28 protein-coding genes and 1 pseudogene are annotated in these 26,138 nt (G+C 60.0%); 10 read left to right on the top strand and 19 right to left on the bottom strand.

What is annotated here, in order from left to right:
• Positions 1 to 91 precede the first annotated feature (91 nt).
• From Q8X48_RS11830 to Q8X48_RS11820, 3 genes are read left to right on the top strand one after another with little or no spacing between them, the layout of a single operon-like run.
• Positions 92 to 1,099, top strand: a complete 1,008-nt coding sequence (locus tag Q8X48_RS11830; RefSeq protein ID WP_407800697.1) for a methionine ABC transporter ATP-binding protein — start codon at positions 92 to 94, stop codon at positions 1,097 to 1,099.
• The gene (locus Q8X48_RS11825; RefSeq protein ID WP_008018443.1) at positions 1,099 to 1,773 is read left to right on the top strand and encodes a methionine ABC transporter permease; all 675 of its coding nucleotides are present in this window, start codon (positions 1,099 to 1,101) and stop codon (positions 1,771 to 1,773) included. Before Q8X48_RS11830 ends, Q8X48_RS11825 begins: the two co-directional genes overlap by 1 nt.
• A gap of 60 nt (positions 1,774 to 1,833) precedes the next feature.
• Entirely contained in the window at positions 1,834 to 2,607 is a 774-nt protein-coding gene (locus tag Q8X48_RS11820; RefSeq protein WP_407800698.1) for a MetQ/NlpA family ABC transporter substrate-binding protein, read from the top strand.
• A gap of 173 nt (positions 2,608 to 2,780) precedes the next feature.
• On the opposite strand, the gene Q8X48_RS11815 is transcribed toward Q8X48_RS11820, so the two are convergent.
• From Q8X48_RS11815 to Q8X48_RS11795, 5 genes are read right to left on the bottom strand one after another with little or no spacing between them, the layout of a single operon-like run.
• Positions 2,781 to 3,416 carry an SCO family protein gene (locus Q8X48_RS11815; RefSeq protein WP_407800699.1) on the bottom strand — a complete coding sequence of 212 codons (636 nt, stop codon included), beginning with the start codon at positions 3,414 to 3,416 and terminating at the stop codon, positions 2,781 to 2,783.
• Positions 3,413 to 4,312: a heme o synthase gene (gene cyoE, locus Q8X48_RS11810; protein ID WP_015092898.1), complete on the bottom strand. Its 900-nt coding sequence runs from the start codon at positions 4,310 to 4,312 to the stop codon at positions 3,413 to 3,415. Before cyoE ends, Q8X48_RS11815 begins: the two co-directional genes overlap by 4 nt.
• A complete protein-coding gene (locus Q8X48_RS11805; RefSeq protein ID WP_407800700.1) occupies positions 4,300 to 5,373 on the bottom strand; it encodes a COX15/CtaA family protein in 1,074 nt (357 codons plus the stop codon). The genes cyoE and Q8X48_RS11805 overlap by 13 nt, the downstream gene beginning before the upstream one ends.
• A gap of 10 nt (positions 5,374 to 5,383) precedes the next feature.
• A complete protein-coding gene (locus tag Q8X48_RS11800) occupies positions 5,384 to 5,977 on the bottom strand; it encodes a hypothetical protein (protein ID WP_095967861.1) in 594 nt (197 codons plus the stop codon).
• On the bottom strand, positions 5,943 to 6,683 hold the full coding sequence (locus Q8X48_RS11795) for an SURF1 family protein (RefSeq protein ID WP_407800701.1): 741 nt from the start codon (positions 6,681 to 6,683) through the stop codon (positions 5,943 to 5,945). Before Q8X48_RS11795 ends, Q8X48_RS11800 begins: the two co-directional genes overlap by 35 nt.
• A gap of 71 nt (positions 6,684 to 6,754) precedes the next feature.
• On the opposite strand from Q8X48_RS11795, the gene Q8X48_RS11790 reads away from it, so the two are divergent.
• Positions 6,755 to 6,958: a twin transmembrane helix small protein gene (locus Q8X48_RS11790; protein WP_015092894.1), complete on the top strand. Its 204-nt coding sequence runs from the start codon at positions 6,755 to 6,757 to the stop codon at positions 6,956 to 6,958.
• A gap of 81 nt (positions 6,959 to 7,039) precedes the next feature.
• Here Q8X48_RS11790 and Q8X48_RS11785 read toward each other — a convergent pair whose 3' ends face one another.
• The 4 genes from Q8X48_RS11785 to coxB form a co-directional block, all read right to left on the bottom strand.
• On the bottom strand, positions 7,040 to 7,927 hold the full coding sequence (locus Q8X48_RS11785; protein WP_407800702.1) for a cytochrome c oxidase subunit 3: 888 nt from the start codon (positions 7,925 to 7,927) through the stop codon (positions 7,040 to 7,042).
• A 25-nt stretch (positions 7,928 to 7,952) separates the two neighbouring features.
• A complete protein-coding gene (locus Q8X48_RS11780) occupies positions 7,953 to 8,504 on the bottom strand; it encodes a cytochrome c oxidase assembly protein (RefSeq protein WP_126048463.1) in 552 nt (183 codons plus the stop codon).
• 138 nt (positions 8,505 to 8,642) lie between these two features.
• Positions 8,643 to 10,235 carry a cytochrome c oxidase subunit I gene (gene ctaD, locus Q8X48_RS11775; protein WP_407800703.1) on the bottom strand — a complete coding sequence of 531 codons (1,593 nt, stop codon included), beginning with the start codon at positions 10,233 to 10,235 and terminating at the stop codon, positions 8,643 to 8,645.
• Positions 10,236 to 10,317: 82 nt separating this feature from the next.
• Complete coding sequence (gene coxB, locus Q8X48_RS11770) at positions 10,318 to 11,445, bottom strand: cytochrome c oxidase subunit II (protein WP_095967866.1); 1,128 nt, start codon at positions 11,443 to 11,445, stop codon at positions 10,318 to 10,320.
• A 369-nt stretch (positions 11,446 to 11,814) separates the two neighbouring features.
• Here coxB and Q8X48_RS11765 point away from each other — a divergent pair, with 369 nt between their 5' ends.
• Positions 11,815 to 12,465 carry a hypothetical protein gene (locus Q8X48_RS11765; RefSeq protein WP_218472952.1) on the top strand — a complete coding sequence of 217 codons (651 nt, stop codon included), beginning with the start codon at positions 11,815 to 11,817 and terminating at the stop codon, positions 12,463 to 12,465.
• 102 nt (positions 12,466 to 12,567) lie between these two features.
• Here Q8X48_RS11765 and Q8X48_RS11760 read toward each other — a convergent pair whose 3' ends face one another.
• The 3 genes from Q8X48_RS11760 to Q8X48_RS11750 all read right to left on the bottom strand — a co-directional run bounded on the left by Q8X48_RS11760 (position 12,568) and on the right by Q8X48_RS11750 (position 16,219).
• The gene (locus Q8X48_RS11760) at positions 12,568 to 14,094 is read right to left on the bottom strand and encodes a SulP family inorganic anion transporter (RefSeq protein WP_407800704.1); all 1,527 of its coding nucleotides are present in this window, start codon (positions 14,092 to 14,094) and stop codon (positions 12,568 to 12,570) included.
• 90 nt (positions 14,095 to 14,184) lie between these two features.
• Positions 14,185 to 14,916 (bottom strand): carbonic anhydrase, encoded by a 732-nt coding sequence (locus tag Q8X48_RS11755; RefSeq protein ID WP_015092887.1) that lies wholly within the window; start codon positions 14,914 to 14,916, stop codon positions 14,185 to 14,187.
• A 244-nt stretch (positions 14,917 to 15,160) separates the two neighbouring features.
• Entirely contained in the window at positions 15,161 to 16,219 is a 1,059-nt protein-coding gene (locus tag Q8X48_RS11750; RefSeq protein ID WP_407800705.1) for a PA0069 family radical SAM protein, read from the bottom strand.
• Positions 16,220 to 16,428: 209 nt separating this feature from the next.
• On the opposite strand from Q8X48_RS11750, the gene Q8X48_RS11745 reads away from it, so the two are divergent.
• Both Q8X48_RS11745 and Q8X48_RS11740 read left to right on the top strand, forming a co-directional pair.
• Positions 16,429 to 16,734 carry a hypothetical protein gene (locus Q8X48_RS11745; protein WP_407800706.1) on the top strand — a complete coding sequence of 102 codons (306 nt, stop codon included), beginning with the start codon at positions 16,429 to 16,431 and terminating at the stop codon, positions 16,732 to 16,734.
• A gap of 242 nt (positions 16,735 to 16,976) precedes the next feature.
• Entirely contained in the window at positions 16,977 to 17,621 is a 645-nt protein-coding gene (locus Q8X48_RS11740) for a dual specificity protein phosphatase family protein (protein ID WP_407800707.1), read from the top strand.
• Between the two features lie 41 nt (positions 17,622 to 17,662).
• Here Q8X48_RS11740 and Q8X48_RS11735 read toward each other — a convergent pair whose 3' ends face one another.
• Positions 17,663 to 17,950 (bottom strand): YheV family putative zinc ribbon protein, encoded by a 288-nt coding sequence (locus Q8X48_RS11735; RefSeq protein WP_217836783.1) that lies wholly within the window; start codon positions 17,948 to 17,950, stop codon positions 17,663 to 17,665.
• On the bottom strand, positions 17,947 to 19,998 hold the full coding sequence (prlC, locus tag Q8X48_RS11730; RefSeq protein WP_007969832.1) for an oligopeptidase A: 2,052 nt from the start codon (positions 19,996 to 19,998) through the stop codon (positions 17,947 to 17,949). The genes Q8X48_RS11735 and prlC overlap by 4 nt, the downstream gene beginning before the upstream one ends.
• A gap of 88 nt (positions 19,999 to 20,086) precedes the next feature.
• On the opposite strand from prlC, the gene Q8X48_RS11725 reads away from it, so the two are divergent.
• The 3 genes and pseudogenes from Q8X48_RS11725 to Q8X48_RS11715 all read left to right on the top strand — a co-directional run.
• Positions 20,087 to 20,632 (top strand): gamma carbonic anhydrase family protein, encoded by a 546-nt coding sequence (locus Q8X48_RS11725; protein WP_056726737.1) that lies wholly within the window; start codon positions 20,087 to 20,089, stop codon positions 20,630 to 20,632.
• Positions 20,633 to 20,658: 26 nt separating this feature from the next.
• On the top strand, positions 20,659 to 21,306 hold the full coding sequence (locus Q8X48_RS11720) for an HAD family hydrolase (protein WP_407800708.1): 648 nt from the start codon (positions 20,659 to 20,661) through the stop codon (positions 21,304 to 21,306).
• Between the two features lie 35 nt (positions 21,307 to 21,341).
• A pseudogene (locus tag Q8X48_RS11715) lies at positions 21,342 to 21,419 on the top strand (outer membrane lipoprotein carrier protein LolA); the annotation flags it as partial.
• Between the two features lie 18 nt (positions 21,420 to 21,437).
• On the opposite strand, the gene Q8X48_RS11710 reads toward Q8X48_RS11715, so the two are convergent.
• Genes Q8X48_RS11710 through Q8X48_RS11690 form a run of 5 tightly spaced genes read right to left on the bottom strand, consistent with a single transcriptional unit; the run spans position 21,438 to position 26,032 of the window.
• Positions 21,438 to 22,064 carry an ABC-type transport auxiliary lipoprotein family protein gene (locus tag Q8X48_RS11710; protein WP_102674479.1) on the bottom strand — a complete coding sequence of 209 codons (627 nt, stop codon included), beginning with the start codon at positions 22,062 to 22,064 and terminating at the stop codon, positions 21,438 to 21,440.
• Complete coding sequence (locus Q8X48_RS11705; RefSeq protein ID WP_102674478.1) at positions 22,061 to 22,999, bottom strand: MlaD family protein; 939 nt, start codon at positions 22,997 to 22,999, stop codon at positions 22,061 to 22,063. Before Q8X48_RS11705 ends, Q8X48_RS11710 begins: the two co-directional genes overlap by 4 nt.
• 1 nt (position 23,000) lies before the next feature.
• Entirely contained in the window at positions 23,001 to 23,804 is an 804-nt protein-coding gene (locus tag Q8X48_RS11700) for an ABC transporter ATP-binding protein (RefSeq protein WP_407800709.1), read from the bottom strand.
• Entirely contained in the window at positions 23,801 to 24,949 is a 1,149-nt protein-coding gene (locus tag Q8X48_RS11695) for an ABC transporter permease (protein ID WP_407800710.1), read from the bottom strand. Before Q8X48_RS11695 ends, Q8X48_RS11700 begins: the two co-directional genes overlap by 4 nt.
• Before the next feature lie 54 nt (positions 24,950 to 25,003).
• Positions 25,004 to 26,032: a DUF5924 family protein gene (locus Q8X48_RS11690; RefSeq protein ID WP_095967879.1), complete on the bottom strand. Its 1,029-nt coding sequence runs from the start codon at positions 26,030 to 26,032 to the stop codon at positions 25,004 to 25,006.
• Positions 26,033 to 26,138: the final 106 nt, after the last annotated feature.

Raw genomic sequence — 26,138 nt, 5'->3', positions numbered from 1 at the left:
ATAAATGCTAAGAACCTCTATACGGACAGGCTAAAATGCGCGCCCGGCTAACCGCTGACCCTTTTCTAACGCGCCCCACAAGGTTCGCTACGTGATCGAGTTTCAAAACGTCCATAAAACCTACCGCGTCGCCGGTAAGGAAATCCCCGCGCTGCATCCGACCAGTCTGACGATTGAGAACGGGCAGGTTTTCGGCTTGATCGGTCATTCCGGCGCAGGAAAAAGTACCCTGCTGCGTCTGATCAATCGCCTGGAAAACGCCAGTGGCGGCAAGATCACCGTCGACGGTGAAGAAGTCACCGCGCTCGACGCCAACGGCCTGCGCCGCTTCCGTCAGCAGGTCGGGATGATTTTCCAGCACTTCAACCTGCTGGCCTCCAAGACCGTCGCCGACAACGTCGCACTGCCACTGACCCTGGCCGGCGAACTGTCGCGCAGCGAGATCGATGCGCGCGTGGCCGAGTTGCTGGCGCGGGTCGGTTTGTCCGACCACGCGAAAAAGTACCCGGCGCAATTGTCCGGCGGGCAAAAGCAGCGTGTCGGCATTGCCCGCGCCTTGGCGACCAAGCCAAAAATCCTGCTGTGCGATGAAGCCACCAGCGCTCTCGACCCGCAAACCACTGCATCGGTCCTGCAATTGCTGGCCGAGATCAATCGCGAGCTGAAACTGACCATCGTGTTGATCACCCACGAAATGGACGTGATCCGCCGGGTCTGCGACCAAGTGGCCGTGATGGACGCCGGCATGATCGTCGAGCAAGGCTCGGTGGCCGAGGTGTTCCTGCATCCGAAGCACCCGACCACCAAACGCTTTGTGCAGGAAGACGAGCAGATCGACGAAAGCGAACAGCGTGACGACTTCGCTCACGTACCGGGGCGCATCGTGCGTCTGACCTTCCAGGGCGATGCGACCTACGCGCCGTTGCTGGGCACCGTCGCCCGGGAAACCGGGGTGGACTACAGCATCCTGGCCGGTCGTATCGACCGCATCAAAGACGTCCCTTACGGGCAACTGACCCTGGCCGTGACCGGCGGTGACATGGAGGCGGCGTTCGCCCGCTTCACCGCAGCCGACGTCCACATGGAGGTGCTGCGCTAATGGAAGCCCTGACAAGTTTCTTCGCCAACATCGACTGGCTCGAAATCTGGCTGGCCACCGGCGACACTTTGCTGATGCTCGGCGGTTCGCTGTTGTTCACCGTGCTGCTCGGCTTGCCGCTGGGCGTGCTGCTGTTCCTGTGCAGCCCGCGCCAGTTGCTGGAAGCCAAAGGTGTCTACGCGATGTTGTCGCTGGTGGTGAACATCCTGCGTTCGCTGCCGTTCATCATCCTGTTGATCGTGATGATTCCGTTCACCGTGTTGATCACCGGTACATCCCTCGGCGTTGCCGGTGCGATCCCGCCGCTGGTGGTGGGTGCCACGCCGTTTTTCGCGCGCCTGGTGGAAACCGCCCTGCGTGAAGTGGACCGCGGCATCATCGAAGCCACCCAGGCCATGGGTGCGACCACGCGACAGATCATCACCAATGCGTTGCTGCCTGAGGCTCGTCCGGGCATCTTCGCGGCGATTACGGTGACCGCAATTACACTGGTGTCCTACACGGCGATGGCGGGTGTTGTCGGCGCCGGTGGTCTGGGTGACCTGGCAATCCGCTTCGGTTACCAGCGATTCCAGACCGATGTGATGGTCGTGACAGTGGTGTTGCTGCTGGTCCTGGTCCAGGTACTACAAACCGTTGGCGACAAGTTGGTCGTCCACTTTTCCCGCAAGTAAGACATGAGCCGGCCATTCGCTGGCAGGCGCCAAACGGGCGCCTCACAAGGAGTTAGCTGAATGAAAAAACTACTCGTCGCCTTCGCTGCCGTTGCCGCATTCTCGGCCCACGCGGCTGACACCCTGACCGTCGCGGCCACCCCGGTGCCACACGCCGAGATCCTCGAATTCGTGAAGCCGACCCTGGCCAAAGAAGGCGTGGAGCTGAAGGTCAAGGTCTTCACCGACTACATCCAGCCGAACGTGCAAGTCGCGGAAAAGCGCCTGGACGCCAACTTCTTCCAGCACCAGCCGTACCTGGATGAGTTCAACAAGGCCAAGGGCACAAACCTGGTATCCGTCGCTGGCGTGCACCTGGAACCCCTGGGCGCTTACTCCAGCAAGTACAAGACCCTCGCTGAATTGCCTGGCGGCGCCAACGTGGTGATCCCGAACGACGCCACCAACGGCGGCCGTGCACTGTTGCTGATGGCCAAGGCCGGGCTGATCAAGTTGAAGGATTCGAACAACATCCTGTCGACCGTGAAGGACATCACCGAGAACACCAAGGACCTGAAAATCCGCGAACTGGAAGCCGCGACCATCCCGCGCGTGCTGACCCAGGTCGACCTGGCGCTGATCAACACCAACTACGCGCTGGAAGCCAAGCTTGATCCGGCCAAGGACGCGCTGGTCATCGAAGGCAACGACTCGCCGTACGTGAACATCCTGGTGGCTCGCCCGGATGACAAGGACAGCGAGGCGATGAAGAAGCTGGTTGCAGCTTTGCACAGCCCGGAAGTGAAGGCCTTCATCCTCGAGAAGTACAAAGGCGCGGTAGTGCCGGCGTTCTGACCGACTGAAAGCAACAAAAAAGGGCGCATCGAATGCGCCCTTTTTTTGTGCCAGAAACACCGCCCCCCTGTGGGAGCGAGCTTGCTCGCGATGGCGGTGTATCAGTCAATGTAGATGTTGAATATTACGGTCTCATCGCGAGCAAGCTCGCTCCCACAGGTTTAGCGGTGTCTTTAGTTGCGCTTGAGCATTACCGGCAACTGCGCCACCAGCTTCGCGTTGTTCAACGGCGCCCGGATGAAGCCGCGCTGCGTGCCGTCCGGCCCGATCACCGCGAGGTTGCCACTGTGGTCGACGGTGTAGTTTGGCTTGTTGGTGTCCGCCGGAATGAACGGAATGCTCACCGCGTTGGAGACCTTTTGCAGCTCATCGATCGACTTTGGCGTCAGGCCGACAAATTGCGGGTCAAAGTAGCCCAGGTACTGCTTGAGCTGCTGGGGGGTGTCGCGATTGGGGTCGATACTGACCAGCACGATCTGCAACTTATCCACCGCCTCGGGCGGCAACTCGCTCTTGATCTGTCGCAGCTGGGCGAGGGTGGTCGGGCAGACGTCCGGGCAGAAGGTGTAGCCGAAGAACAGCAGGCTCCACTTACCCTTCAATTCATTGATCGCGACCGGCTGGCCGTCCTGATTGGTCATCGTCACGTCCGGCAGATTGCGGCCTTGCGGCAGCAAAATGATACCGGCGTCGATCAGCGCCGTCGGGTCGCCCTGGTCTTTCCCGGACAGTACCTTGTTGACGGTCAGGCCCAGGATCAGTGCGACCAGGGCGACGAGGATGAAGACGGTTTTCTGGGTTCGAGTCATAGGTTCAACAGTAAGTAGTGGTCTACGAGCAGGGCGATAAACAGCAGGAACAAGTAGTAAATAGAGTACTTGAACGTGTTGATCGCCGCGTGCGGCCGAGTGCCACGGTACAACACCACGGCCCATTGCAGAAAGCGCGCGCCCAGCCCGAGCGCGCAGACCAGGTAGAGCATACCGCTCATGTGGATCACGTAGGGCATCAGGCTGACGGCGAGCAGCGCAAAGGTATACAGCAGGATATGAATCTTGGTGTAGTGCTCGCCATGGGTGACCGGCAGCATCGGGATGTCGGCCTTGGCGTATTCCTCCTTGCGATGGATTGCCAGCGCCCAGAAGTGCGGCGGGGTCCAGGCGAAGATGATCAGCACCAGCAGCAGCGGTTCGGCGCTGACGTGACCGGTGGCTGCGGTCCAGCCGAGCAAGGGCGGCGCGGCACCGGCCAGACCGCCGATGACGATGTTCTGCGGGGTCGCACGCTTGAGGAATCCGGTGTAGATCACCGCATAGCCAAGCAGCGAGGCGAGGGTCAACCACGCGGTCAGCGGGTTGGTAAACGCCAGCAGCATGGCTTGCCCGAGGGCCGCCAATACCAGCGCGAACGTCAGCGCGGCGGTCGGAGAAATTCGGCCTTCGGCGAGCGGCCGTTTGTGAGTGCGCGCCATCACCGCGTCGATGCGCCGGTCCACCACATGATTGACCGCCGCGGCGCCACCGGCACACAGGGCGATGCCCAGGTTGCCGAACACCAGCACCGTCCACGGCACCCCGGCACGGGTCGCGAGGAACATCCCCACCAGTGACGTGATGAGCATCAGCACCACGACTTTGGGTTTTGTCAGTTCCAGGTAGTCACGCCAGATCGCCTGACTGGGACGTTCGCCGATCAGAATCGCCATGGCATCTCTCCTTTTATTGTTATGGGCCCGGCTGAATGTTTACGCAGGCTGAAGCGCCAGCGCGTTGGCTGCTTGACCCGGACCAGACTGGTTCGGGCGTGGTAGTTGACCAGCACCATGGTCAGCAACAGCGCCGCGCCGCCCGCGTTATGTGCGACGGCCACCGGCAGAGGCAGATGAAATAGCACGTTGCTGATGCCCAAAGTGATTTGTGCGCCAAGGGCGATCAGCACCAGGCCTGCCAGGCGCGTCATGCCGACCGCCTTCAATTGCCAGGCCAGACCGAGCAACACCAGGGTGACCAGCAAGGCGCCGATGCGATGGGTCAGGTGGATGGCCGTACGGGCATCGCTGTCCAGTTGCCCGCCGAGGTAATTCGGGCCGATGTGTTGGGTCAGATGAAAGCCATTGGCGAAGTCGGCGGGCGGCAACCACTGGCCGTGACAGGTCGGAAAGTCGATGCAGGCCACGGCGGCGTAGTTGGAACTGACCCAGCCACCGAGGGCGATTTGCCCGATCACCAGCAACAGCCCCGCCGTCGCCCAGTGCTGCAAACGTCGTGGCACGGTCAGCGCCGGCAGCACGCCGGACAGGCGCAAGGTCAGCAGAAACAATAGGCTCAAGGTCGCGAAGCCGCCAAGCAAATGCCCGGTGACCACCTGCGGCCAGAGCTTGAGCGTTACCGTCCACATGCCGAACGCGGCCTGTCCGATGACCACCGCCAACAGAAACAATGGCAACTTCACCGGTTGCCCCGGATGACGGCGATGCAACCACGCACGACCGGCCAACACCGCGATCAACACGCCCAGCGTGCCAGCGAAGTAGCGGTGGATCATCTCGTTCCAGCCCTTGTGGGCCTCGACCGGAGCGTCCGGGAAATGCAATTCGGCATGGGCCAGCTGGGCTTCGCTTTTCGGCACGCTGATGAAACCGTAGCAGCCAGGCCAGTCCGGGCAGCCGAGGCCGGCGTGGGTCAGGCGGGTGTAGGCGCCGAGCAATACCACGATCAGTGCCAGCAAGGTGGCAAACAACGCGAGGCGAAATCCAGGCTTGGCCATGACGATGCCCTTATCCGATGTTCGACAGTTTCAGCAGGTGGCGCAGATCGTTCAGCAGGTCCTTGCCCTTCACCGACGGGTCGTAGCGCAGCACCAGATTGCCGTGGGGGTCGATGATCCACAGGTGCGGCACGTCATTGCTCTGAGCGCCTTTTGTGTAGGCAGGCAAGTCCAGTGAATAGCGTTGCAACTGCGGGTACTCGCGTTGAAGTTTAGTCTCGTAATCGCTGTTCAGCGCCTGCGCGGCGGCCAATGCATGGCTGGCGCGGGACGCATCGCGGCCGAGGCCGATCTGGATCTGCCGCGCCAGATACACCAGTTGCTGGCAGTCCACCGCGCAATCTTTGGGCGCGGTCACCAGGATTTGCCAACGCTCTTCCTGGGCCTGCACGCCAATGTCCGCGCGGGTCTGACCGTTGCCGATCAGTTCGCCGTGATAACTGCGGCCCTCGGGCACCCAGAAATTCAGCTTGTACATGCCGGTGGCAAGGATCATCGGACCGATTACCCCGAGCAGGATCAGCAGCAGTTGCATACGGCCCTTGCGCCGGTTCACCGAAGGTTTCGCCTCAGACATGCTGGGTGGATTCATGGCCGCTCCCATGGTGTTTCTCCTTTGCGTTGTGCCAGCCGAGATAGAGATAAAGACCGAACAGGGCGATCGCCATGGCGAACCACTGCACGGCATAAGCGATGTGTTTTTCCGGGCCCGTGGCGACCACCGGCCAGTCGGCCTGATAGGTGGCGGGGCCGGTTTCGGCGCGTAGCTCAAAGGCAAAGCCTTCGCGGTTCAGCGTCTTCCAGAGACTGGCCGGTTCAACGGCCGTAATCAGCTTCGGCCACGTCGCTGTCGCCGGGTCTGCATGCAACTGAAATGGTGCACCGGGGGAGACGTAGACCCACGCGTCGAGGCTGACTGCCTCGGCAGGTGTCTTGAATTGCACGGGTGTGCGGCGTTCCGGCCAGGGCAGCCAGCCGCGATTGACCAGCAGCCAGAGCCCGCTGGCCTGATCATGAAAGGGTTGCAACAGCTCGACGCCGACCCTGCCGTTACGTTGACTGTTGTCCAGCAGCAGGCTGTGTTCGGCATCGAAGCGGCCGTGCAGGCGAACCCGGCGGAAAGCCGGGTCAGCGGTGTATTGCAGCTCGGTGCTGGCCATCGGCTCGGCGGCCCGGCGCTCGGCGTAGGTGTGCAGCAGCGCGCTTTTCTCCGCGCCCCGGCTCAATTGCCAGAACCCCAGGGACACCAGTAGCGGCAGCAACAGCGCGACCACCAGCGTTGGCACGATACCCGGCCGAAAGCGCTTCATGGCATCGCCAGAAAGTTGGTCATCGCGATAGCTATACTCAAGTGCATCGCTTGTCCCCCGGAGGTCCCACCATGCTCAAAGCAGCCATCGTCCTGATGCTGATTGCCACGGTTGTCAGCCTGTTCAGCGGCCTGTTTTTTCTGGTCAAGGACGACAGCAGCTCAAACCGCCTCGTCATTGCCTTGAGTGTGCGTGTCACGCTGGCCGCCCTTACCCTCGGTCTGATCACCTGGGGTTTTTTCAGCGGCCAGCTGGTTTCCCATGCCCCCTGGTAACCGTGTAGGAGCCAGCTTGCTGGCGATGGTGTGTCAGACACGTTGATTTCGACTGACACACCTTCGCCAGCAAGCTCGCCCCTACAGTACGTAGACGAAAACGAACAACCCGATCCACACCACATCCACGAAGTGCCAGTACCAGCTCGCCGCTTCGAAGCCGAACTGGTGCTCGCTGTCGAAGTGCCCGTGCATGACCCGCATCAGCATCACGAACAGGATGATGGTGCCGATGGTCACGTGGGCGCCGTGGAACCCGGTGAGCATGAAGAAGGTCGCGCCGTAGATGCCCGAACCCAGGGTCAGACCCAGTTCGCGGTAGGCGTGCATGTACTCTTCGGCCTGGAAGATGAGGAATGCACAGCCCAACACTACGGTGAGCGCCAGCCAGAGTTTCAGTGCGCCGCGATGGCCCTTTTTCAAGGCGTGGTGGGCGATGGTCACAGTCACACTGGAGCTCACCAGCAACACGGTGTTGAGCAGCGGCAGACCCCAGGGGCTGATGACCTCCTTGGGCGGCGGAAACAGTTTCGAGTCGGGGTTGTCCAGCAGCGGCCAGGTGAACTGGAAGTTCGGCCACAGCATGTGCGTGATGCCTTGGGCGCCTTCACCGCCAAGCGCCGGCCCAGAGATGTGACGCACATAAAACAGAGCGCCGAAAAAGGCGATGAAGAACATCACCTCCGAGAAAATGAACCAGCTCATGCCCCAGCGGAACGAGCGATCCATTTGTGCGCTGTACAAGCCGTCGCGACTTTCCTTGATCACCGTGCCGAACCAACCGAACAGCATGTAGGCCAGCAGTAACCCGCCGACGAAAAAGATCAGTGGCCCGTGGGATTCCGGGCGCGCTGCTTTCAGATCATTGAACCAGGTGGCCAGGCCAAACACCGTGACGAACATGCCGACCGTGGCGATGATTGGCCATTTGCTCTGGGCCGGTACGTAATAATGTTCATGAGTTGCCATTTATTGTTCTCCTTATCGGGCACGCTCAGCCGCCAGTGTTTACAGCTACCGGTGGATGTCGGGCGGTGATATCGAACAGCGTGTAAGACAGCGTCAGGTGCTTCACATCCTTGGGCATGTCACGGTCAACGATGAAACGTACCGGCATCTCGATCCGTTGACCGGGCTGCAGCACTTGCTGGGTAAAGCAGAAACATTCGGTCTTGTGGAAGTACGCCGCCGCGGAGCTTGGCGCGATGCTCGGCACGGCCTGGGCACTCATCGGCTTATCGGTAGGGTTGTGGGCGATGAAGATCATCTCGTTCACCGCCCCCGGGTTAGCGGTCAGCTCGTCATGCTTGGGGTAAAAATCCCATGGCATATCGGCGGTATTGGTCGACAGGAACTGCACACGCACCTGCCGCGAGGTGTCGACCGTCTGCTCCCCCTCGTACTGCCCGGCGGTCTTGCCATTGATGCCGAAGGCCCTGCACATCACGTCGTAGATCGGCACCAGCGCAAAGCCGAATACAAACATTGCTCCCACTACCAGCAATAGACGGGTGACCAGTTTCTTCAGCGAAATCGAGTCAGCCATGATTGCAAACCTCTACGCCAACCCCTGTAGGAGCGAGCCCGCTCGCGAAAAACCTGAGAGCGCCGCGGGGTACCAGGCCTCCAGCGTTATCGTTGACGACCATCGCGAGCAAGCTCGCTCCTACAAAGGGGCAGGTATTCATTTCACTTCCGGCGGCGTGGTGAAGGTGTGATACGGCGCCGGCGACGGGATGCTCCACTCCAGGCCTTCAGCCCCATCCCACGGTTTGGCCGGTGCTGGCGCGCCGCCGCGAATGGTCTTGATCACGATGAACAGGAAGAAGATCTGCGTGGCCCCGAACATGAATGCGCCGATCGACGACACCATGTTGAAGTCGGCGAACTGCAGGTTGTAGTCCGGAATCCGTCGCGGCATGCCCGCCAGACCCACAAAGTGCATAGGGAAAAAGGCCAGGTTCATGCCGATGAACGACAGCCAGAAATGCAGCTTGCCGAGGGTTTCGTCGTACATGTGGCCGGTCCATTTCGGCAACCAGTAGTAGGCCGAGGCGAAGATCCCGAAGATCGCCCCCGGTACCAGCACGTAATGGAAGTGCGCGACCACGAAGTAGGTGTCCTGGTACTGGAAGTCCGCCGGGGCGATGGCCAGCATCAATCCGGAGAAACCGCCAATGGAGAACAGGATCACGAACGCAACGGCAAACAGCATCGGTGTCTCGAACGTCAGCGAGCCCTGCCACATGGTACTGGCCCAGTTGAATACCTTCACGCCCGTTGGCACCGCAATCAGCAGAGTGGCGTACATGAAGAACAGCTCGCCCACCAGCGGAATGCCGACCACGAACATGTGATGCGCCCAGACAATGAACGACAGGAACGCGATACTCGCCGTGGCGTAGACCATCGAGGTATAGCCGAACAGCGGCTTGCGCGAGAACGCCGGAATGATCGAGCTGACGGCACCGAAGGCCGGCAGGATCATGATGTACACCTCGGGGTGGCCGAAGAACCAGAACACGTGCTGGAACAGCACCGGGTCACCGCCACCGGCGGCGCTGAAGAAGCTGGTGCCGAAGTGGATGTCCATCAGCATCATGGTCACGCAGCCCGCCAGCACCGGCATCACCGCGATCAGCAGGAACGCCGTGATCAGCCAGGTCCAGACGAACAGCGGCATTTTCATCAGCGTCATGCCGGGGGCGCGCAGGTTGAGGATGGTGGCGATCACGTTGATCGCCCCCATGATCGAACTGATCCCCATCAAGTGGATGGCGAAAATGAAGAAGGTCACGCTTTCGGGCGCATAGGTCGTCGACAGCGGCGCGTAGAATGTCCAGCCGAAGTTCGGCCCGCCACCGGGTGTGAACAGGGTCGACACCAGCATCAGGAACGCCGCCGGCAACAGCCAGAAGCTGAAGTTGTTCATCCGCGGCAGGGCCATGTCCGGCGCGCCGATCATCAGCGGGATCATCCAGTTGGCGAGGCCGACGAAGGCCGGCATCACCGCACCGAAGACCATCACCAGACCGTGCATGGTGGTCATCTGGTTGAAGAATTCCGGCTGGACGATCTGCAGCCCCGGCTGGAACAGCTCGGCGCGAATCACCATCGCGAACGAACCGCCAAGCAGGAACATGGAGAACGCAAACCACAGGTACAGGGTGCCGATGTCCTTGTGGTTGGTGGTCAGCACCCAGCGCATCAGGCCTTTGGCGGGGCCGTGGGCGTGGTCGGTGGCGGTATGAACATGTTCATCGATTACAGCAGTCATGTCCTGTCTCCTGCAAACAGATGGGCTGGGCAGGCCGGGGTGCGTAGCCCCGACCGGTTCCTTACGTGCGCAATAGACCGGGTCATTTGCTTTCCGCCTGTTTCAGCTCCAGCACTTCTTTTGGCGTGACCATGTCGCCCTTGTTGTTGCCCCAGGCGTTACGTTCATAGGTCACGACCGCTGCGATATCGACTTCCGAGAGCTGTTTGCCGAATGCGGCCATGGAAGTGCCAGGCTTGCCGTGGAAGACAATGCTCAGGTGATCTTCTTTCGGTCCGGTGGCGATTTTCGAGCCCTTGAGTGCCGGGAACATCGGCGGCAGGCCCTGGCCTTCGGCCTGGTGACAGGCCACGCAAGTGGTGTGATAGACCTTATCGCCGCGCTCCTTGAGCTCGTCGAGGGTCCATTCCTTGCTGGTCAGCTCTTTGAGCTGCGCGGCCTCGACCTTGCGATCGGCCAGCCATTTTTCGTAATCGGCCTTTTCCTTGACCTCGACCACGGTCGGCATGAAGCCGTGATCCTTACCGCACAACTCGGCACATTGGCCACGGTAGATGCCGGGCTTGTCGATACGGGTCCAGGCTTCATTGACGAACCCGGGTATCGCATCGCGCTTGACCGCGAAAGCCGGCACCCACCAGGAGTGGATCACGTCGGCGGAGGTCACCAGGAAGCGCACTTTGGTGCCGACCGGCAGCACCAATGGCTTGTCGACCTCGAGCAGGTAGTGCTCACTCTTGGCTTCCTTGTTGTGGATTTGATCCTGGGGGGTGGTCAGGTTGCTGAAGAACTCGACGTCCTGGCCCAGGTATTTGTAGTGCCACTTCCACTGGTAGCCGGTGACCTGGATATCGATCTCCGGCTCGCTGGCGTCGTACATTTTGATCAGGGTCGCGGTAGCGGGAACCGCCATGGCCACCAGGATCAGGAAGGGCACGATGGTCCAGAGGATTTCGACGGTGGTGCTTTCATGAAATTTGGCGGCCACCTGCCCGGTCGAGCGGCGGTGGAGAATCATCGACCAGAACATGGCACCAAAAACGATGATGCCGATCACCACACAGATCCAGAAAATGGTCATGTGCAGGTCGAATACTGCGTGACTGATTTCAGTCGCTCCAGGCGCCATATTCACAGTCCAGGCCGCTTGCGCCTGACTGAAAATCGACCACAACAGGAGGCCCATCCAGACATGTGGATGTCGCATCATTGCGGGTTCCCCTTATCGTTCTTGTTATCCCGCCGGCTTTCACCTGCGGCAAGGGAGCGGCTGCATCAGACTACGAACTTGAGCACCGGGCCTTGCTGCATATGCAGTCGGGCGTCATCAGCTAACTCCATTCCAACCCGAGTATAGACAGCACCACTGACCTCGCAATGCGAAGGCGTAAATCATCTGAAACAGCATTCACTTGCTTTGCAGGGCACGAATGGAGAAGGATGCAGACGAGTGGTGGCAAACCGATATAACGGAGCCGTCTCAAGGATGAAATAATTATGACAAATGCGTCTTAGCATTTTTCGTAAGCCAGCTAAGTTATGTCTTCCCTATTTCATTGCCTTGTTTCCTGGAGTTTTCATGAACACCGCCGCATTGCGCGAGCAGATCCAAAAAGCCCAACAACACGAAGCCGAGACCGGCCTGCTGACGCGTCAGCTGGAAAGTAAATTGCCTCACCTGCACCCGTCGATCCAGTTACCGGAAGCGGATGCCAATGGCGTGTTGACGCGTTTTGTCGCCGCCTATATCGAAGAAGTACCTGATCTGCTGGATGCAGCCAATGAAGTTGCCAGGGAAGCGGGCATCGAGTCACAGATCAAACCGGTGCTGAAAATCGCCGAACAGTACTTCCTCCAGCCGCCGACCGTCCTGAACGGTCACGTCGGGCTCGACAGCCTGCTGGATGAAGCCTACCTGGCGCACAGGTTTGTCGAAGAGGTCAACGACCTGTACATCAAGCATTTCGGCCAGCCACTGATCCCCTTGGACATGACTGTCGCCAACCTGATTGCTCACCAATTGATCGGTGAGGAGTTCGCCAACCAACTGGACGAGGTGGTGCATCACGCGGTGGACGAAATGCTCAACGACGAAAGCTTTGCGCTGGAGTCGGTGGAAGCCTATCGCGAGAAGCTCAGCAGCCCGGACACCGGCGCCGCATGGAAACGCTGGCCGTGCATGTCCCGCCGCCTGGGCGTAGGCCTGGAGCTGGATCAGCCGGCTGCCTGATCCCTGAAACCTGTGGGAGCGGGCTTGCTCGCGAATGCGGCGTGTCAGTCGACATAAACGTTGAATGATTGACCGTATTCGCAAGCCCGCTCCCACAAAGGTTCAGCCAAGCGCACCGACGCCGGTATTCGTCCGCACCCGCCCCTCAAGCCGACGCTTCAATCCCCGCGACTCAATCAACAGCTTCGAACCCTTGCCCGCATTGGCTCGCCCCCATTCCTCCAGTAACTCCAGACACGAGTGATCGATGTAGCTCAGGTTATTGAGCGGCACATGCACCGTCGTACCCACCGGAATGCTGCCCAGCACCTGGGTCAGCGCCGGCACTTTGAGGAAGGTCGCCGCGCCCGTCAGGCGCAACTCCATTTCCCCTTCCCGGGGCAAGTCGATCAGGCTGATCTTCAAGCGCGATGCTTTCAGCGCCAGTTTCACCATGGTCAGGCCAAAGCCAATCAACACGCCCGTCAGCAGGTCGGTAAAAACGATGGCCAACGCGGTTGCCGCGTAAGTGAACATCGGCGCCCGACCATACCGGCCCAAACCCCGAAAGACCTTGAGATCCACCAGTTTGAAACCGGTGTACACCAGCACGCCCGCCAGGCTTGCCACCGGAATGCTTTGCAGGACGCTGGACAGCAACAGCACGAACGCCAGCAGCCACAGGCCGTGGAATATGGTCGAAAACCGTGTGGTTGCCCCGGCCTGAACATTCGCCGAACTGCGCACGATAACGCCGGTCATCGGTAGTGCCCCAAGCACACCGCACAGCATGTTGCCGATACCTTGCGCCGTCAGTTCCCGGTCGAAGTCCGAACGCTGACCACTGTGCATCCGATCAACTGCCGCGGCTGAGAGCAAAGTTTCGGCGCTGGCGATAAAGGCCACGGCAAACGCCGCGATCAGCAGTGTCGGATCGGCCAGGTTGAGCAGGTCAACCGGCTTCAGCCAGTCGATGGCCTCTGCCAGGTTGGCCGGCACCTCAACCCGTTTGACCTGCAACGCCAGCACCAGGCTGGCCAGCGTGGCCAGACCGACACCCAGTAGCGCCCCGGGAATGAAACGCAAGGATTGCGGACGGAATTTATCCCACAGCCACATGACAGCAATCGTTGACAGACCGAGCAAGCCGGCTTGCCAGCCAAACGTGGGCAATGCCTGAGCCAACGCCGCCGGGAAGGCTGCCAGGTTATCGAGACCCGAGGGTTTGGGCACCGCATCCAGCATTACATGCACTTGGGACAGGACAATCAGTACACCAATCCCGGCCAGCATGCCGTACACCACCGCAGGCGCCGTCACCCGAAACCAGCATCCCAGCTTCAATCGACCCGCCACCAGTTGCAGCAAACCCGCCAGTAACAGGATGGGCCCAAGCATGGCGATACCGTGTTGGCGGACCAACTCGAAGACCAGAACGGCCAGGCCCGCTGCCGGGCCACTGACTTGCAGCGGCGAGCCGGCCAACCAGCCGACCACCAGACCGCCGATGATGCCGGTGATCAGACCTTTGGCCGGTGGCAGCCCCGAGGCAATGGCAATGCCCATGCACAGGGGCAGGGCGACCAGAAACACGACCACCGAAGCCAACAGCTCCCGTGGCAGAACAGCTTTGAGTCGAGCAGCACGCATGGTGAGTCTCCCGAAGTTTTCTTCAGGCATGGCAAAGCCAGGCTGCCTGAACGGCAGCCTCGGCTAAACCACACAACGATTTAGGAGGATTTAGAAGCGCGCTTTGGGCGTCGCCACGGGAATTGGCAGGCTGCCATTGAGCGGCAGGAAACAGCCTTGATCGGCGTCGTACGCTTTGATTTCGCTGGTTTCGATGTTGTAGACCCAGCCGTGGATAAACAGCTGACCGTTGGCCATGCGCGAGGCAACCGACGGATGGGTACGCAGATGCTGCAATTGGGCGATCACATTCTCCTCGGTGAGGATGTGCATGCTTTCGCTTTCGTTAGAGCAGTTGCAGTTCTCCTGCACCATGGTCTTGGCCACTTCGGCATGACGCAGCCAGGCTTTGACCGTGGGCATTTTCTCCAGACTGTCCGGGTTGAGTACCGCGCGCATGGCGCCGCAATCGGAATGCCCGCAGATGATGATGTGATGCACCCCCAGAGCCAGTACGGCGTACTCGATGGCCGTGGAAACACCACCGTTCATTTGCCCGTAAGGCGGCACAACGTTGCCGACGTTACGGGTCACGAACAGATCGCCCGGGGAGCTTTGTGTGATTAATTCAGGAACGATGCGCGAATCGGCGCAGGCGATGAACATCGCTCGTGGCCGCTGGGCCGTGGCGAGTTTCTTGAAGAGCTCTTCCTGCTGAGGAAAGATCTCATGATGAAAATGCAAAAAGCCGTCAACGATATGCTTCAACGCTGCATCGGCGGTTTCGGCCTCGGGTTGGGCTGAAGCCGACGCAGCCAACGGCTGTTTATCCTTGTCACTCATCAATTCATCCTCATTGGCGGGCTCAGGGAGTCATCCCGTGTGGTCCGGTGTGAAGCCAGTGGCTGGTTAAAAAACATCCAGGCCAAACATCTCGACCCATCAGTCACTCGATGAACAAGGTAGCGGCCGAATCTTAATTGAAACTGAATAAAACGCTCTAGAATGCGTGTTCCAGGTCACAAAAAACGTGACCAGCTTAAGGCGCGAGTGCGATCTTCAGTACTCAACCATAGGCCAATTGTCCTCAAATCAACGACATTTGGCGACCGGGCGGACAAAAGGCATTGCAGTCCAGATCAAAGCCTTCCCGATGATTGAGCCCCAGGCGTTTGATGGTTTTGGCAAAGCGCTGTGCCAGCAGGTCGGCGAAGGGGCCTTCGCCGCGCATTCGAGCGCCAAAGCGGCTGTCGTAGAGTTCACCGCCACGGCTCTGGCGAATCAGGCTCAGCACATGCGCCGTCCGTTGAGGGTAGTGGGTCGCCAACCATTCCTCGAACAGAGGCGCCACTTCAAGCGGCAAGCGCAGCATCATGTAGGCGGCACTCTGCGCCCCGGCCGCATGGGCCTCAGTGAGCAGACTTTCGAGTTCGCTGTCGTTGATCATCGGGATCATCGGTGAACACAGAACACCGACCGGGATACCCGCCTCGCGCATGACCCTGATCGCCCGCAGCCGCGCCTTGGGCGCTGCGGCGCGGGGTTCGAGGATGCGCTTGAGTTCGTCGTCCAGCGTGGTCAGGCTGATCATGACCGCCACCAGTCTTTGGCTGGCGAGCTCGGTCAGCAGGTCCAGGTCACGAAGAATCAGCGAGCCCTTGGTCACGATGGTCACCGGGTGCCGGTAACGCAGGAGTACTTCGAGGGTTCGGCGGGTGATCTTGTATTCACGCTCGATCGGCTGATAGGGGTCGGTGTTGGAGCCGAGGTTGATCGGTGCACATTGATAGCCACGTTTGGACAACTGCTCTTCCAGCACATCCACGGCGTTGGTCTTGGCGATCAGTTTTGTCTCGAAATCCAGCCCGGGCGACATGTCCCAATAGGCATGACTGGGGCGCGCATAACAATAAATGCAACCGTGCTCGCAGCCGCGATAAGGGTTGATCGAGCGATCGAAGGGCAAGTCCGGCGACGTGTTGCGGGTGATGATGGTTTTCGCCGTTTCAATGCGCACCTCGGTGCCTTGGGTCAGCGGCACTTCCTGGTACCAGCCGTCGTCTTCGACCACCGAATGACTGGGGGCGAAACGGTTGTGCGGGTTGGTCGCAGTGCCGCGGCCACGGGGAGGAAATGGCGTGTGCATGAAAAACACCCAATGACTGTATGTGCATACAGTACATCGATCAAAACCGCTCGACCAGCGCCGTTCGGCACTTTCTGATTATTTGTCATGCACGCTTGCGTGAAGCAACCGGGAGAAACATATAAAGCCTGGCTGTTTCGACAAAGCCGCATGTACCATTTTTTTCGCTGCAAAACATAAACACCGATATTCTATAAAAGGATTTATTTATGTCGTTTTTTAATCGCCGCGGTATATTTTTGCAAAAACTTGGACCGACTGTAGTCGACCCCGATGAAGTACTGGTATCAATGCAGTTCGCACTCAAGGAAGAAGGCTGGGATGAAGAAAACTCGGTCACGACCACCTCTTTGCTGGACTCCACCACACTGATTGCGTCCTCATACGACGGCGGCCAGTCTTTTAGTATCGGCAGTGTCGACAAAAATATTGATGGTTACGGGACCATCAATTCCGATGATAAGGAAAAACTGCTGGCTCTGGCCAAAGCGTACGCCAGCATTGCGAAATATTGAACCAAAGGTCCAGGCAACTATATTTTTATTTATCAGGTCCGGTCGAAGTTAATAATCGATCGGGTTTGATTTTTTTGTCGCCTATAACAATGCTCTTTCAATGAGCGAGGCTCGATCCTTGATGAAACATTCATCATCCCGTCAGCTTCACGATTCTTTGACAGCCCTCTCACAGGCCTTTGACCGGGCGTAGCTGATCCTTGCCAGCATCTTCCCGTCCCTTTCAGAACGGTCGCTCAAGCATGCCCTTACCACGATTCATATCTGCAATATGCCTGTCGCTCGTTGTACTTGTTAACCTGACACCGGCATTTGCTGACAACAGCGCGATGCACCGTCCGGCAGATTGGGCTCAACCGATCGAGAAGCAATACAACCTCTTTCAAATCTCGCCAACCCTCTACCGCAGCGCCTTGCCGGACAAGGACGCAGTGCCGCTGCTGGAGAAACTCAAGGTCGGCACAGTGATCAACTTTTTGCCTGAAGCGGACTCCAGTTGGTTGTCCACACCAGGCATCACGCAAGTGCAGCTGCCTTATCGCACCAACCATGTGGATGACGCCGACGTGCTCAAGGCCTTGCGCGCCATCCAGTCTGCCGAAGCCAAAGGCCCGGTGCTGATGCACTGCAAACACGGCTCTGACCGTACCGGCCTGATGGCGGCCATGTACCGGGTTGTCATCCAGGGCTGGAGCAAGGAAGAGGCCCTGAACGAAATGACCGAGGGCGGCTTTGGTGACAGTACCCACTTCAAGGACGGCATCCGCTACATGATGCAGGTCGATGTCGACAAACTGCGCACGGCCCTGGCCAATGGCGATTGCAGCACCAGCCCGTTTGCCGCGTGCTCGATGAAGAGCTGGTTCAAGTCCGCTCATATCGAATAAAAAAGCCCCCGTTGCATGGAGCAACGGGGGCTTTTTTACACTCAGTGCTGTTCGTCGGGCTTTTTCTTCAGCTTCGGATTCGGGAAGAACTGAACCGCCTGGACCTTGGTGTCCGGGGCTTTGGGCGCGGTGGTGTTGACCCGCGTGCCAAGCTCCCTGGGTACCGACAGCCCTTGCTCATTGAGTGTGTCGGAGTAACCGCAGGCCACGCACTCTCGGTGCGGGACCTGGTCTTCGTTCCACATCATCAACTTGTCCGGCTCGCTGCATGCCGGGCAGACCGCCCCGGCGATAAAGCGTTTTTTCGTAATCACAGGCCCCTCACTCATGCTGCTGCGTCCTCACTCAGGCCGCTGTGGCGCAAGAGTGCGTCAATCGATGGCTCACGGCCACGGAAGTCGACGAACAGCACCATCGGCTCCTGGGAACCGCCACGGGCGAGGATCGCTTCGCGGAAGGCACGACCGGTGTCGGCGTTGAGCACGCCTTCTTCTTCGAACTTCGAGAACGCATCGGCCGAGAGCACTTCAGCCCATTTGTAGCTGTAGTAACCCGCGGCATAACCGCCGGCGAAGATGTGCGCAAAGCTGTTGGGGAAGCGGTTGTAGGCCGGCGGACGCATCACCGAGACCTCGTCGCGTACGCCTTCGAGCACTTGCAGCACGCTGCGGCCGTCGCCATGGGTCGCGTGCAGTTCGAAGTCGAACAACGAGAACTCCAGTTGGCGGACCATCATCAGGCCGGACTGGAAGTTTTTCGCCGCGAGCATTTTCCCGAGCAGGTCCTGAGGCAGTGGCTCGCCGGTTTCGTAATGACCGGAAATCAGCGCCAGGCCTTCCGGCTCCCAGCACCAGTTTTCCATGAACTGACTTGGCAGTTCGACGGCATCCCATGCCACACCGTTGATGCCGGACACGCCAGCATGTTCGACGCGGGTCAGCAGGTGATGCAGGCCGTGACCGAACTCATGGAACAGGGTGGTGACTTCATCATGGGTTAGCAGCGCAGGTTTACCGCTGTCAGCCGGGGTGAAGTTGCACACCAGGTTCGCCACTGGGCTTTGCAGCACGCCGCCAGCCGTGCGGCGACGGTCGCGAGCGCCATCCATCCAGGCACCACCGCGCTTGTTGGCGCGAGCGTAGAGGTCGAAGAAGAAGCGGCCGACGTGCTGGCCGTTTTCCTTGATTTCGAACAGGCGAACATCCGGGTGCCAGGTGTCGAAGCCTTTGAGTTCGGCAATCTCGATGCCGTACAGGCGCTGGACGATGGCGAACAGGCCGCTGAGCACCTTGTCGATCGGGAAGTAGGCACGCAGGGCTTCCTGAGCCACGCTGTAACGTTGTTCACGGAGTTTTTCGCCGTAGAAACCGCTGTCCCAGCTTTGCAGGTCCGGGCAACCTTGCTCGGCCGCGTAGGCCTTGAGCTGTTCCAGATCCTGGGCGGCGAACGGCTTGCTTCGCTTGGCCAGGTCGCGCAGGAAGCTCAGCACCTGATCGCTGGACTCAGCCATTTTGGTCGCCAGGCTCAGCTCGGAGAAACTGCTGAACCCCAACAGTTTTGCCAACTCCTGGCGCAGATCGAGGATTTCTTCCATGACCGGGCCGTTGTCGTTTTGGCCGGCATTCGGTCCCTGGTCCGACGCACGGGTACAGTAAGCCGCGTAGACCTCTTCGCGCAGTGCGCGGTCCTGGGCATAGGTCATCACCGCGTAATAGCTCGGGAATTCCAGGGTGATCAGCCAGCCGTCCAGGTCCTTGGCCTGTGCCGCGGCAGCCATTTGCGCCTTGGCCGAATCGGTCAGGCCGGCGAGGGCGGCTTCATCGGTGACGTGCTTGGTCCACGCCTGAGTGGCATCGAGCAACTGGTTAGAGAAACGACTGCCCAGTTCCGACAACTTGCTCTGCACTTCGGCGTAACGTTTCTGTTCGGCTTCCGGCAGATCGATACCCGACAGACGGAAGTCACGCAGGGAGTGTTCCAGGATAGTTTTCTGCGCCACGTCGAAACCGGCGGCTTCAGGACTGCTGGCCAGGGCTTCGAAGGCCTGGAACAGCTCGCGGTTCTGGCCCATTTCGGTGGAGTAGGCGCTCAAGGCAGGCAGGCACGACTCGTAGGCTTCACGCAGTTCGGCGCTGTTGCACACGGCATTGAGGTGGCTGACCGGGCTCCAGGCGGCACCCAGGCGGTCGTTGAGTTCGTCCATCGCCAGCACCAGGCCGGCCCACGTTGGCTGCTTGGCCTGGGTCTTGAGGATCTCGACGATGGCGGCGCGGTTGTCAGCCAGGATCTGTTCAATGGCCGGTTGTACGTGTTCGGCGCGGATGGCGGAGAACGGCGGCAGGTCATAGGACTGCAAAAGAGGGTTGTTCACGCTCACGGTTGATACCTTGGCTGGAGAAACATGCAGCCATCTTAATTACAATCGACGTTCACCGCAGCTATCAGCAACAGAGAGAAACCCTATCGTGAACCTTCGCAAGTATCAGAACCACACGCCGCTGCTGGGTAAAGGCGCTTTTGTCGATGGCTCGGCAGTGGTGATCGGCGACGTCGAAATCGGCGAAGACAGCTCGGTCTGGCCGCTGACGGTGATCCGAGGCGACATGCACCGCATCCGCATCGGCGCGCGCACCAGCGTGCAGGATGGTTGTGTGTTGCACATCACCCACGCCGGTCCGTTCAACCCTGATGGCTTTCCGTTGCTGATCGGCGATGACGTGACCATCGCCCACAAGGTCATGCTGCATGGCTGTTCGGTGGGCAGCCGGGTGTTGATCGGCATGGGCAGCATTGTCATGGACGGCGCCGTGGTCGACGATGACGTGATCATCGGTGCCGGCAGCCTGGTGCCACCGGGCAAGCACCTGCAAAGCGGCTTCCTGTATGTGGGCAGCCCGGTGAAGCAGATCCGCCCGCTGACGGACAAGGAGCGCGCCTTTTTCACCTATAGCGCGGCGAACTACGTGAAGCTCAAGGACCTGCATCTGGCCGAAGGCTACGACCAGCTTTGACCTGGCTCCCTAATTCAGGACTCAACATGCATTACCAAACCGTTTTGTTCGACCTCGATGGCACCCTGACCGACCCGCGCGAGGGCATCACCCGTTCGATCCAGTTCGCCTTGGGCAAACTGGGTATCGATGAACCGGATCTGGGCAAACTCGAACACTTCATAGGCCCGCCACTGTTGCAGGCCTTCATGCAGTTCTACGACTTCGATGAAGCCAGGGCGTGGGAGGCGGTGAATTTTTACCGCGAACGCTTCAAGGTCACCGGACTCTACGAGAACCGCGTGTTCGACGGCGTCACACCGCTACTGGAAACCCTGAGCGGGCAAGGCCGGCAGCTGTACATCGCAACCTCGAAACCCTGGGTGTTCGCTCGTGAAATCGCCCGGCATTTCGATTTTGCCAGGCACTTCAAGGTGATTTACGGCAGCGAACTGGATGGCACCCGGACCAACAAGGTCGATCTGATCGCTCACCTGATGGCCGAAGAAAACCTGGACCCGGCCAATACCCTGATGATCGGCGACCGCAAGCACGACCTGATCGGTGCGCGCAGCAATGGCCTGGATGCGGCGGCAGTGGGTTACGGGTTTGGCAGCTACGAAGAACTGAACGCCGAAGCGCCGGCGTATCACTTTGAAACGCTGGCTGAGTTGCATCAGGCGTTTTTGCACTGATACGACGTATCCCTGTAGGAGCGAGCCTGCTCGCGATGGTCGTGAACGATAACGCTGGAAGCCTGACGCCCCGCGGCGCTCTCAGGTTTTTCGCGAGCAAGCTCGCTCCTACAAAGGAATTGCGCAGGCCTTCATGGTCGAGGTGGTGGCGCCAGTTTCTGTCCTTGCTCCACCGCCCAGTTCACCACTTGCGCGGTCAACTGATCATTCGCCTGACCGAACCCGGCCACCGCCGCCGGGACCTGCACATTGCTCAACGGCTGGTGCACTTCGAAGCGGCGACTGGCGAGGATGCGCTGGTCGTAGCTGCGCACCAGCAATGCATCCAGACGCACGACCACGCTGGCACTCGTACCCTGGTATTCCGTCTGGAACGCCTGCAGGCTGCCGCCCAATTCAAGATCGGTCTGGAAAATGCTGTCATCGGTGCTCAACAACGGCACACGCCCGTCATGCTGGAAACCTTGCAGCAGGCGATTGCGCACCAGCACCGGCGCCGGGTCGCTCCAGCGCGAGCCCTTGTAGTGGCTGATCACGTCGCCCTGAGGAATGACTGCAATGTTCGGACTGTTCAACGCTTCACTGGACTGGAACTTGGTCAGGCGCAGCGACCAGTGCTGCAGCGTGCCATGACTGGCTGGCGTGCTGCTCTGGGCTGAGGGCAATCGATAGACCTCGAAAAGCTCTGGCTTGGGCAGGATCGAGCACGAGCCGATCAGCGTAAAGCCAGCGAGGAGGGCAATCCGGATCAGCTTCATGGCGTGAATTCCTTGGTCTTGTCACTGCCCAGCAGGTAACCGCTGGGGTCGGCCTCCAGACGTTTGGTAATGACGCGCAACGACGACAGGGTTTCGCGCATCTCGCGCACGGCCGGGCCCAGGCCATTGAGGCCTTGCATGCCGCTGTTGAGCGACTCCTGATTGGCGCTGATCAGTGTGTTGAGGGTGGCGCTACTTTCCTGCAGCGACTTCATCGCCTGCTCGGCGCTGCCCAGCGCTTCCTTGCCATGCTCGTTGAGCAGCCCGTTGGCATTGCGCATCAGCGTCGTGGTCTGCTCCAGCATGTTGTTGGCCTGCTTGCCCACCGAGGCCAGTTGCTGCATGGCCTGGCGGATATCGCCGCGCTGATCGGCGATGGTTCCGGTGGTTTGCTCCAGATGCTCCAGGGTGCTGCTGATGCGCGCGATGTTTTCCGTGGAGAACATCAGGTTGGCGTTATGCATCAGCGTGCTGACTCCGGCCATCAGGTCTTCGCTGTCATTGAGCAGGCGGGCGATGGGCGATGGCGAGGCGACAATGGTCGGCAGGTGGCCGTCCTTGCCCTTGAGCGTCGGGCTCTGTGGCGTGCCGCCGCTGAGCTGGATGATCGAGGTCCCGGTAACGCCGGTCAGGGCCAGTTTGGCCTGGGTGTCCTCCTTGACCGGGGTATCGCCAGCCAGGCGAATTCGCGCCAACACCCGGCGCGGGTCTTTCGGGTCCAGGCGCAGCGAGATCACATCGCCGACCTTGATCCCGCTGTACTGCACCGAACTGCCCTTGGACAAACCGCTGACCGCCTCGTTGAACACAACCTCGTAGTCCTTGAACTCGGTGTCGACACTGGACTTCGCCAGCCACAGACCGAACAACAGCGCGGCCGTCACCACAATCACGGTGAACAGGCCGATCAATACATGATGGGCTCGGGTTTCCATGTCAGACCTCGTTGAGCTGTTGGGCGGCTGTCAACGCCGCGCGGCCGCGAGGGCCATGGAAGTATTCGTGAATCCACGGATCGTTGGTTTCCGAGACCTGGTCGATGGCGTCCGCCACCAGCACCTTTTTCTGCGCCAGCACCGCCACCCGGTCGGTGATGGTGTAGAGCGTGTCGAGGTCGTGTGTCACCAGAAAGACACTCAGGCCCAGGGCATCGCGCAGGGTCAGGATCAATTGGTCGAACGCGGCAGCGCCGATCGGGTCGAGACCGGCGGTGGGCTCGTCGAGAAACAGGATGTCCGGGTCCAGCGCCAATGCCCGGGCCAGCGCGGCACGCTTGATCATGCCGCCGGACAGCGACGCGGGGTACTTCTCTGCCGCCGACAACGGCAACCCGGCCAGGGCCATTTTCACTGCCGCGAGGTGCTCGGCATCGTTGCGGCTCAGGCCTGCGTGCTCGATCAGTGGCAGGGCGACGTTCTCGGTCACGGTGAGCGAAGAGAACAGCGCGCCTTTCTGGAACAGCACGCCGAATCGCCGTTCCACCAGCGAGCGCTCGTGCTCCGGCAAGGTCGGCAGATTCTTGCCGAAGACTTTCACCACCCCTTCGCTGGGCTGGCGCAGCCCGACAATGCTGCGCAGCAGCACCGATTTGCCGCTGCCGGAGCCGCCGACCACGGCGAGGATTTCACCCTTGTACAAATCCAGATCGAGGTTTTCGTGCACGCTCTGGCTTCCAAAGCGGTTGCACAGTCCACGGACTTCAATCACCGCCTCGGAAGGCGCTCTGGGGATACGACTCACCAACCCATCTCCATGAAAAACATCGCGGCGATCGCATCCATCACGATCACCACGAAAATCGACTGCACCACACTCGACGTGGTGTGCGCGCCCACAGATTCAGCGCTACCACTGACCTTGAAGCCTTCGAGGCAACCGATGGCGGCGATGAGGAAGGCGAAGATCGGGGCTTTGACGATCCCCACCAGAAAGTGCTGAACGCCGATGTCCGATTGCAACAGCGAGATGAACATCGCCGGCGAGATATCCAGCTTCACCGCACAGACCACCGCGCCGCCGATAATCCCCGACAGCATCGCCAGAAAGGTCAACATCGGCAGGGCGATCAGCAACGCCAGGACCCGCGGCACCACCAGCAACTCCACGGGGTCGAGGCCCAAAGTGCGGATGGCGTCGATTTCCTCGTTGGCCTTCATCGAACCGATTTGCGCCGTGAACGCACTGGCGGTGCGCCCGGCCATCAGGATTGCCGTCAACAACACACCGAATTCGCGCAGGAAGGCAAATCCCACCAGGTCCACGGTGAAGACCGTGGCGCCGAAGGTGGCCAACACCGTCGACCCGAGGAACGCCACCACGGCGCCCACCAGAAAAGTCAGCAGGGCAACGATGGGCGCGGCGTCGAGACCGGTCTGTTCGATGTGGGCGATCATCGGCGTGACGCGCCAGCGCTTGGGACGGAACAGGCCGCGGGCGATGGTTTCGATGATCAGGCCAACGAAACCCAGCAGTTGCAGGGTGTCCTGCCAGACGGTGTCCACCGCGCGGCCAATGCGGGTCAGCAACTGAATGGAAACGCTGACTTCCGGTTCCTTGATCGGCACGCAGAAATCGGTCAACGAGCAGTAGACGGTTTGCAGCAACGCCCGATCGGCGGCGGAGAGTGTGCAATCAGGATGTTCGGCGGAGCGACCGAGGCGCTCGGAGCCGAGCAGCTCGACCAACAGCGAGGCGCCAGCGGTGTCGAGGGCGCCGAGACCATTGAGGTCGATAGGGGTGTTGGCGTCGTACTGGCCGTGGAGTTTTTCGCTCAACAGCTTGAGGTCAGCGTAATGGGCAAGCGTCCAGTCGCCCGTCACCCGCAGCCGTGCAGGAGTGAGCGACGTGTCCAATCGGGCGTTGCCGGCCATCGTGCTGCTGATCATAAGCTCCGTGCTTGTTCCGTGATTAGGCAGCTCTACGTAATAGCACGAACCGCACTACTTTTCTTTGATCGCTGTGCTGTCCGTGACCTTGAAACGCAGCACGCCGATGACCTGGCCATCTTCGGTCAGCACCCGGACCTGCCATTTGCCGGCCGGATTGCCCGGGAAATTCTGCTTGTGGGTCCAGGCCCGGTAACCTTCCTTGCGCCCACCACGAATATCCAGAGGGATGCGGTCGACCTCTTTGCCGTTGAACTGCCAGACGTGATAAATCCGCTCGTCCAGGCCACGCGGGGCATTGATCGCGGTGTAGGCGTAAAGCCCGCCGTTGCGTATCTGCTCGGCGCTGACTTCGTCGAGGCTGGCGCCAGGCGTGCGGTCCTGCATCTGCGTACTGATGGCCACGTCGGTCATCCACAGCGTCGCCGGTGGCACCCACGAGCGCAGCTCCCACCCGACGGCGCCAATGCCCAGAGTGATGCTCAAAATCGCCAGCGCACTGCGCAGGGTACGAATAGGGAAGATCGACGCCAGACTCGGGAACGACAGCAGCACCGAGATACCCAGCGCCCATTTGAAACTTTGCGCTGTAGTCAGGTGCATGATCACCGGCAACGCGGTGAGCAGCGCGGCGAACAGGGTCAGGGTGTGCAGGGCCAGAAACGCCCAGCGCCGTGGAGCCAGCCACTTGTAGTACAGCGGGTCGATGATCGAAATCAGTGCCGCGACGCCCAGCAGCCCGGTGAAAAACAACTGGCCGCTGTTCCACGTCGTGGTGATGAAGAAGAACGGCAGGACAAAAAACAGGCTTTCCTGATGGATCATCTGCGTTGCGTAACGCAGCAAGGGTTCCGGGATTTCGCGCTTGAAAATGCGCGTGAACAACTTGGTCAGGGTGTTCTCCAGCATCAGCCAGATCCAGCTGATCAGCATGATGGTGGTGATCCAGCTCGCCAGGCCTTGCTGGCGATCGACCAGGATGAAACTGCCTACCCCGGAGATGAAACCAGCAAGCGCAATGACCCCGGGGTAGCGCTTCATCAATTCGAGGATGCGCTGTACGAAACGGGGCAGATTTTGCATTCGGCGGTTTCACAGTGGTTGTAGGAAAAAACCTCGACAGGGTACCGCTGGTGCGGCGCTGTGGCGAGAGTTTGCGGTCAGTTGCACCACGCAACCTGCTCGCGAT

It is taken from the genome of Pseudomonas sp. QLc11A, assembly GCF_052112305.1.
GTDB lineage: Bacteria > Pseudomonadota > Gammaproteobacteria > Pseudomonadales > Pseudomonadaceae > Aquipseudomonas > Aquipseudomonas laurylsulfatiphila.
Note: the sequence above shows the minus strand (reverse complement) of the source record. Positions and strands in the feature narration are given on the sequence as shown.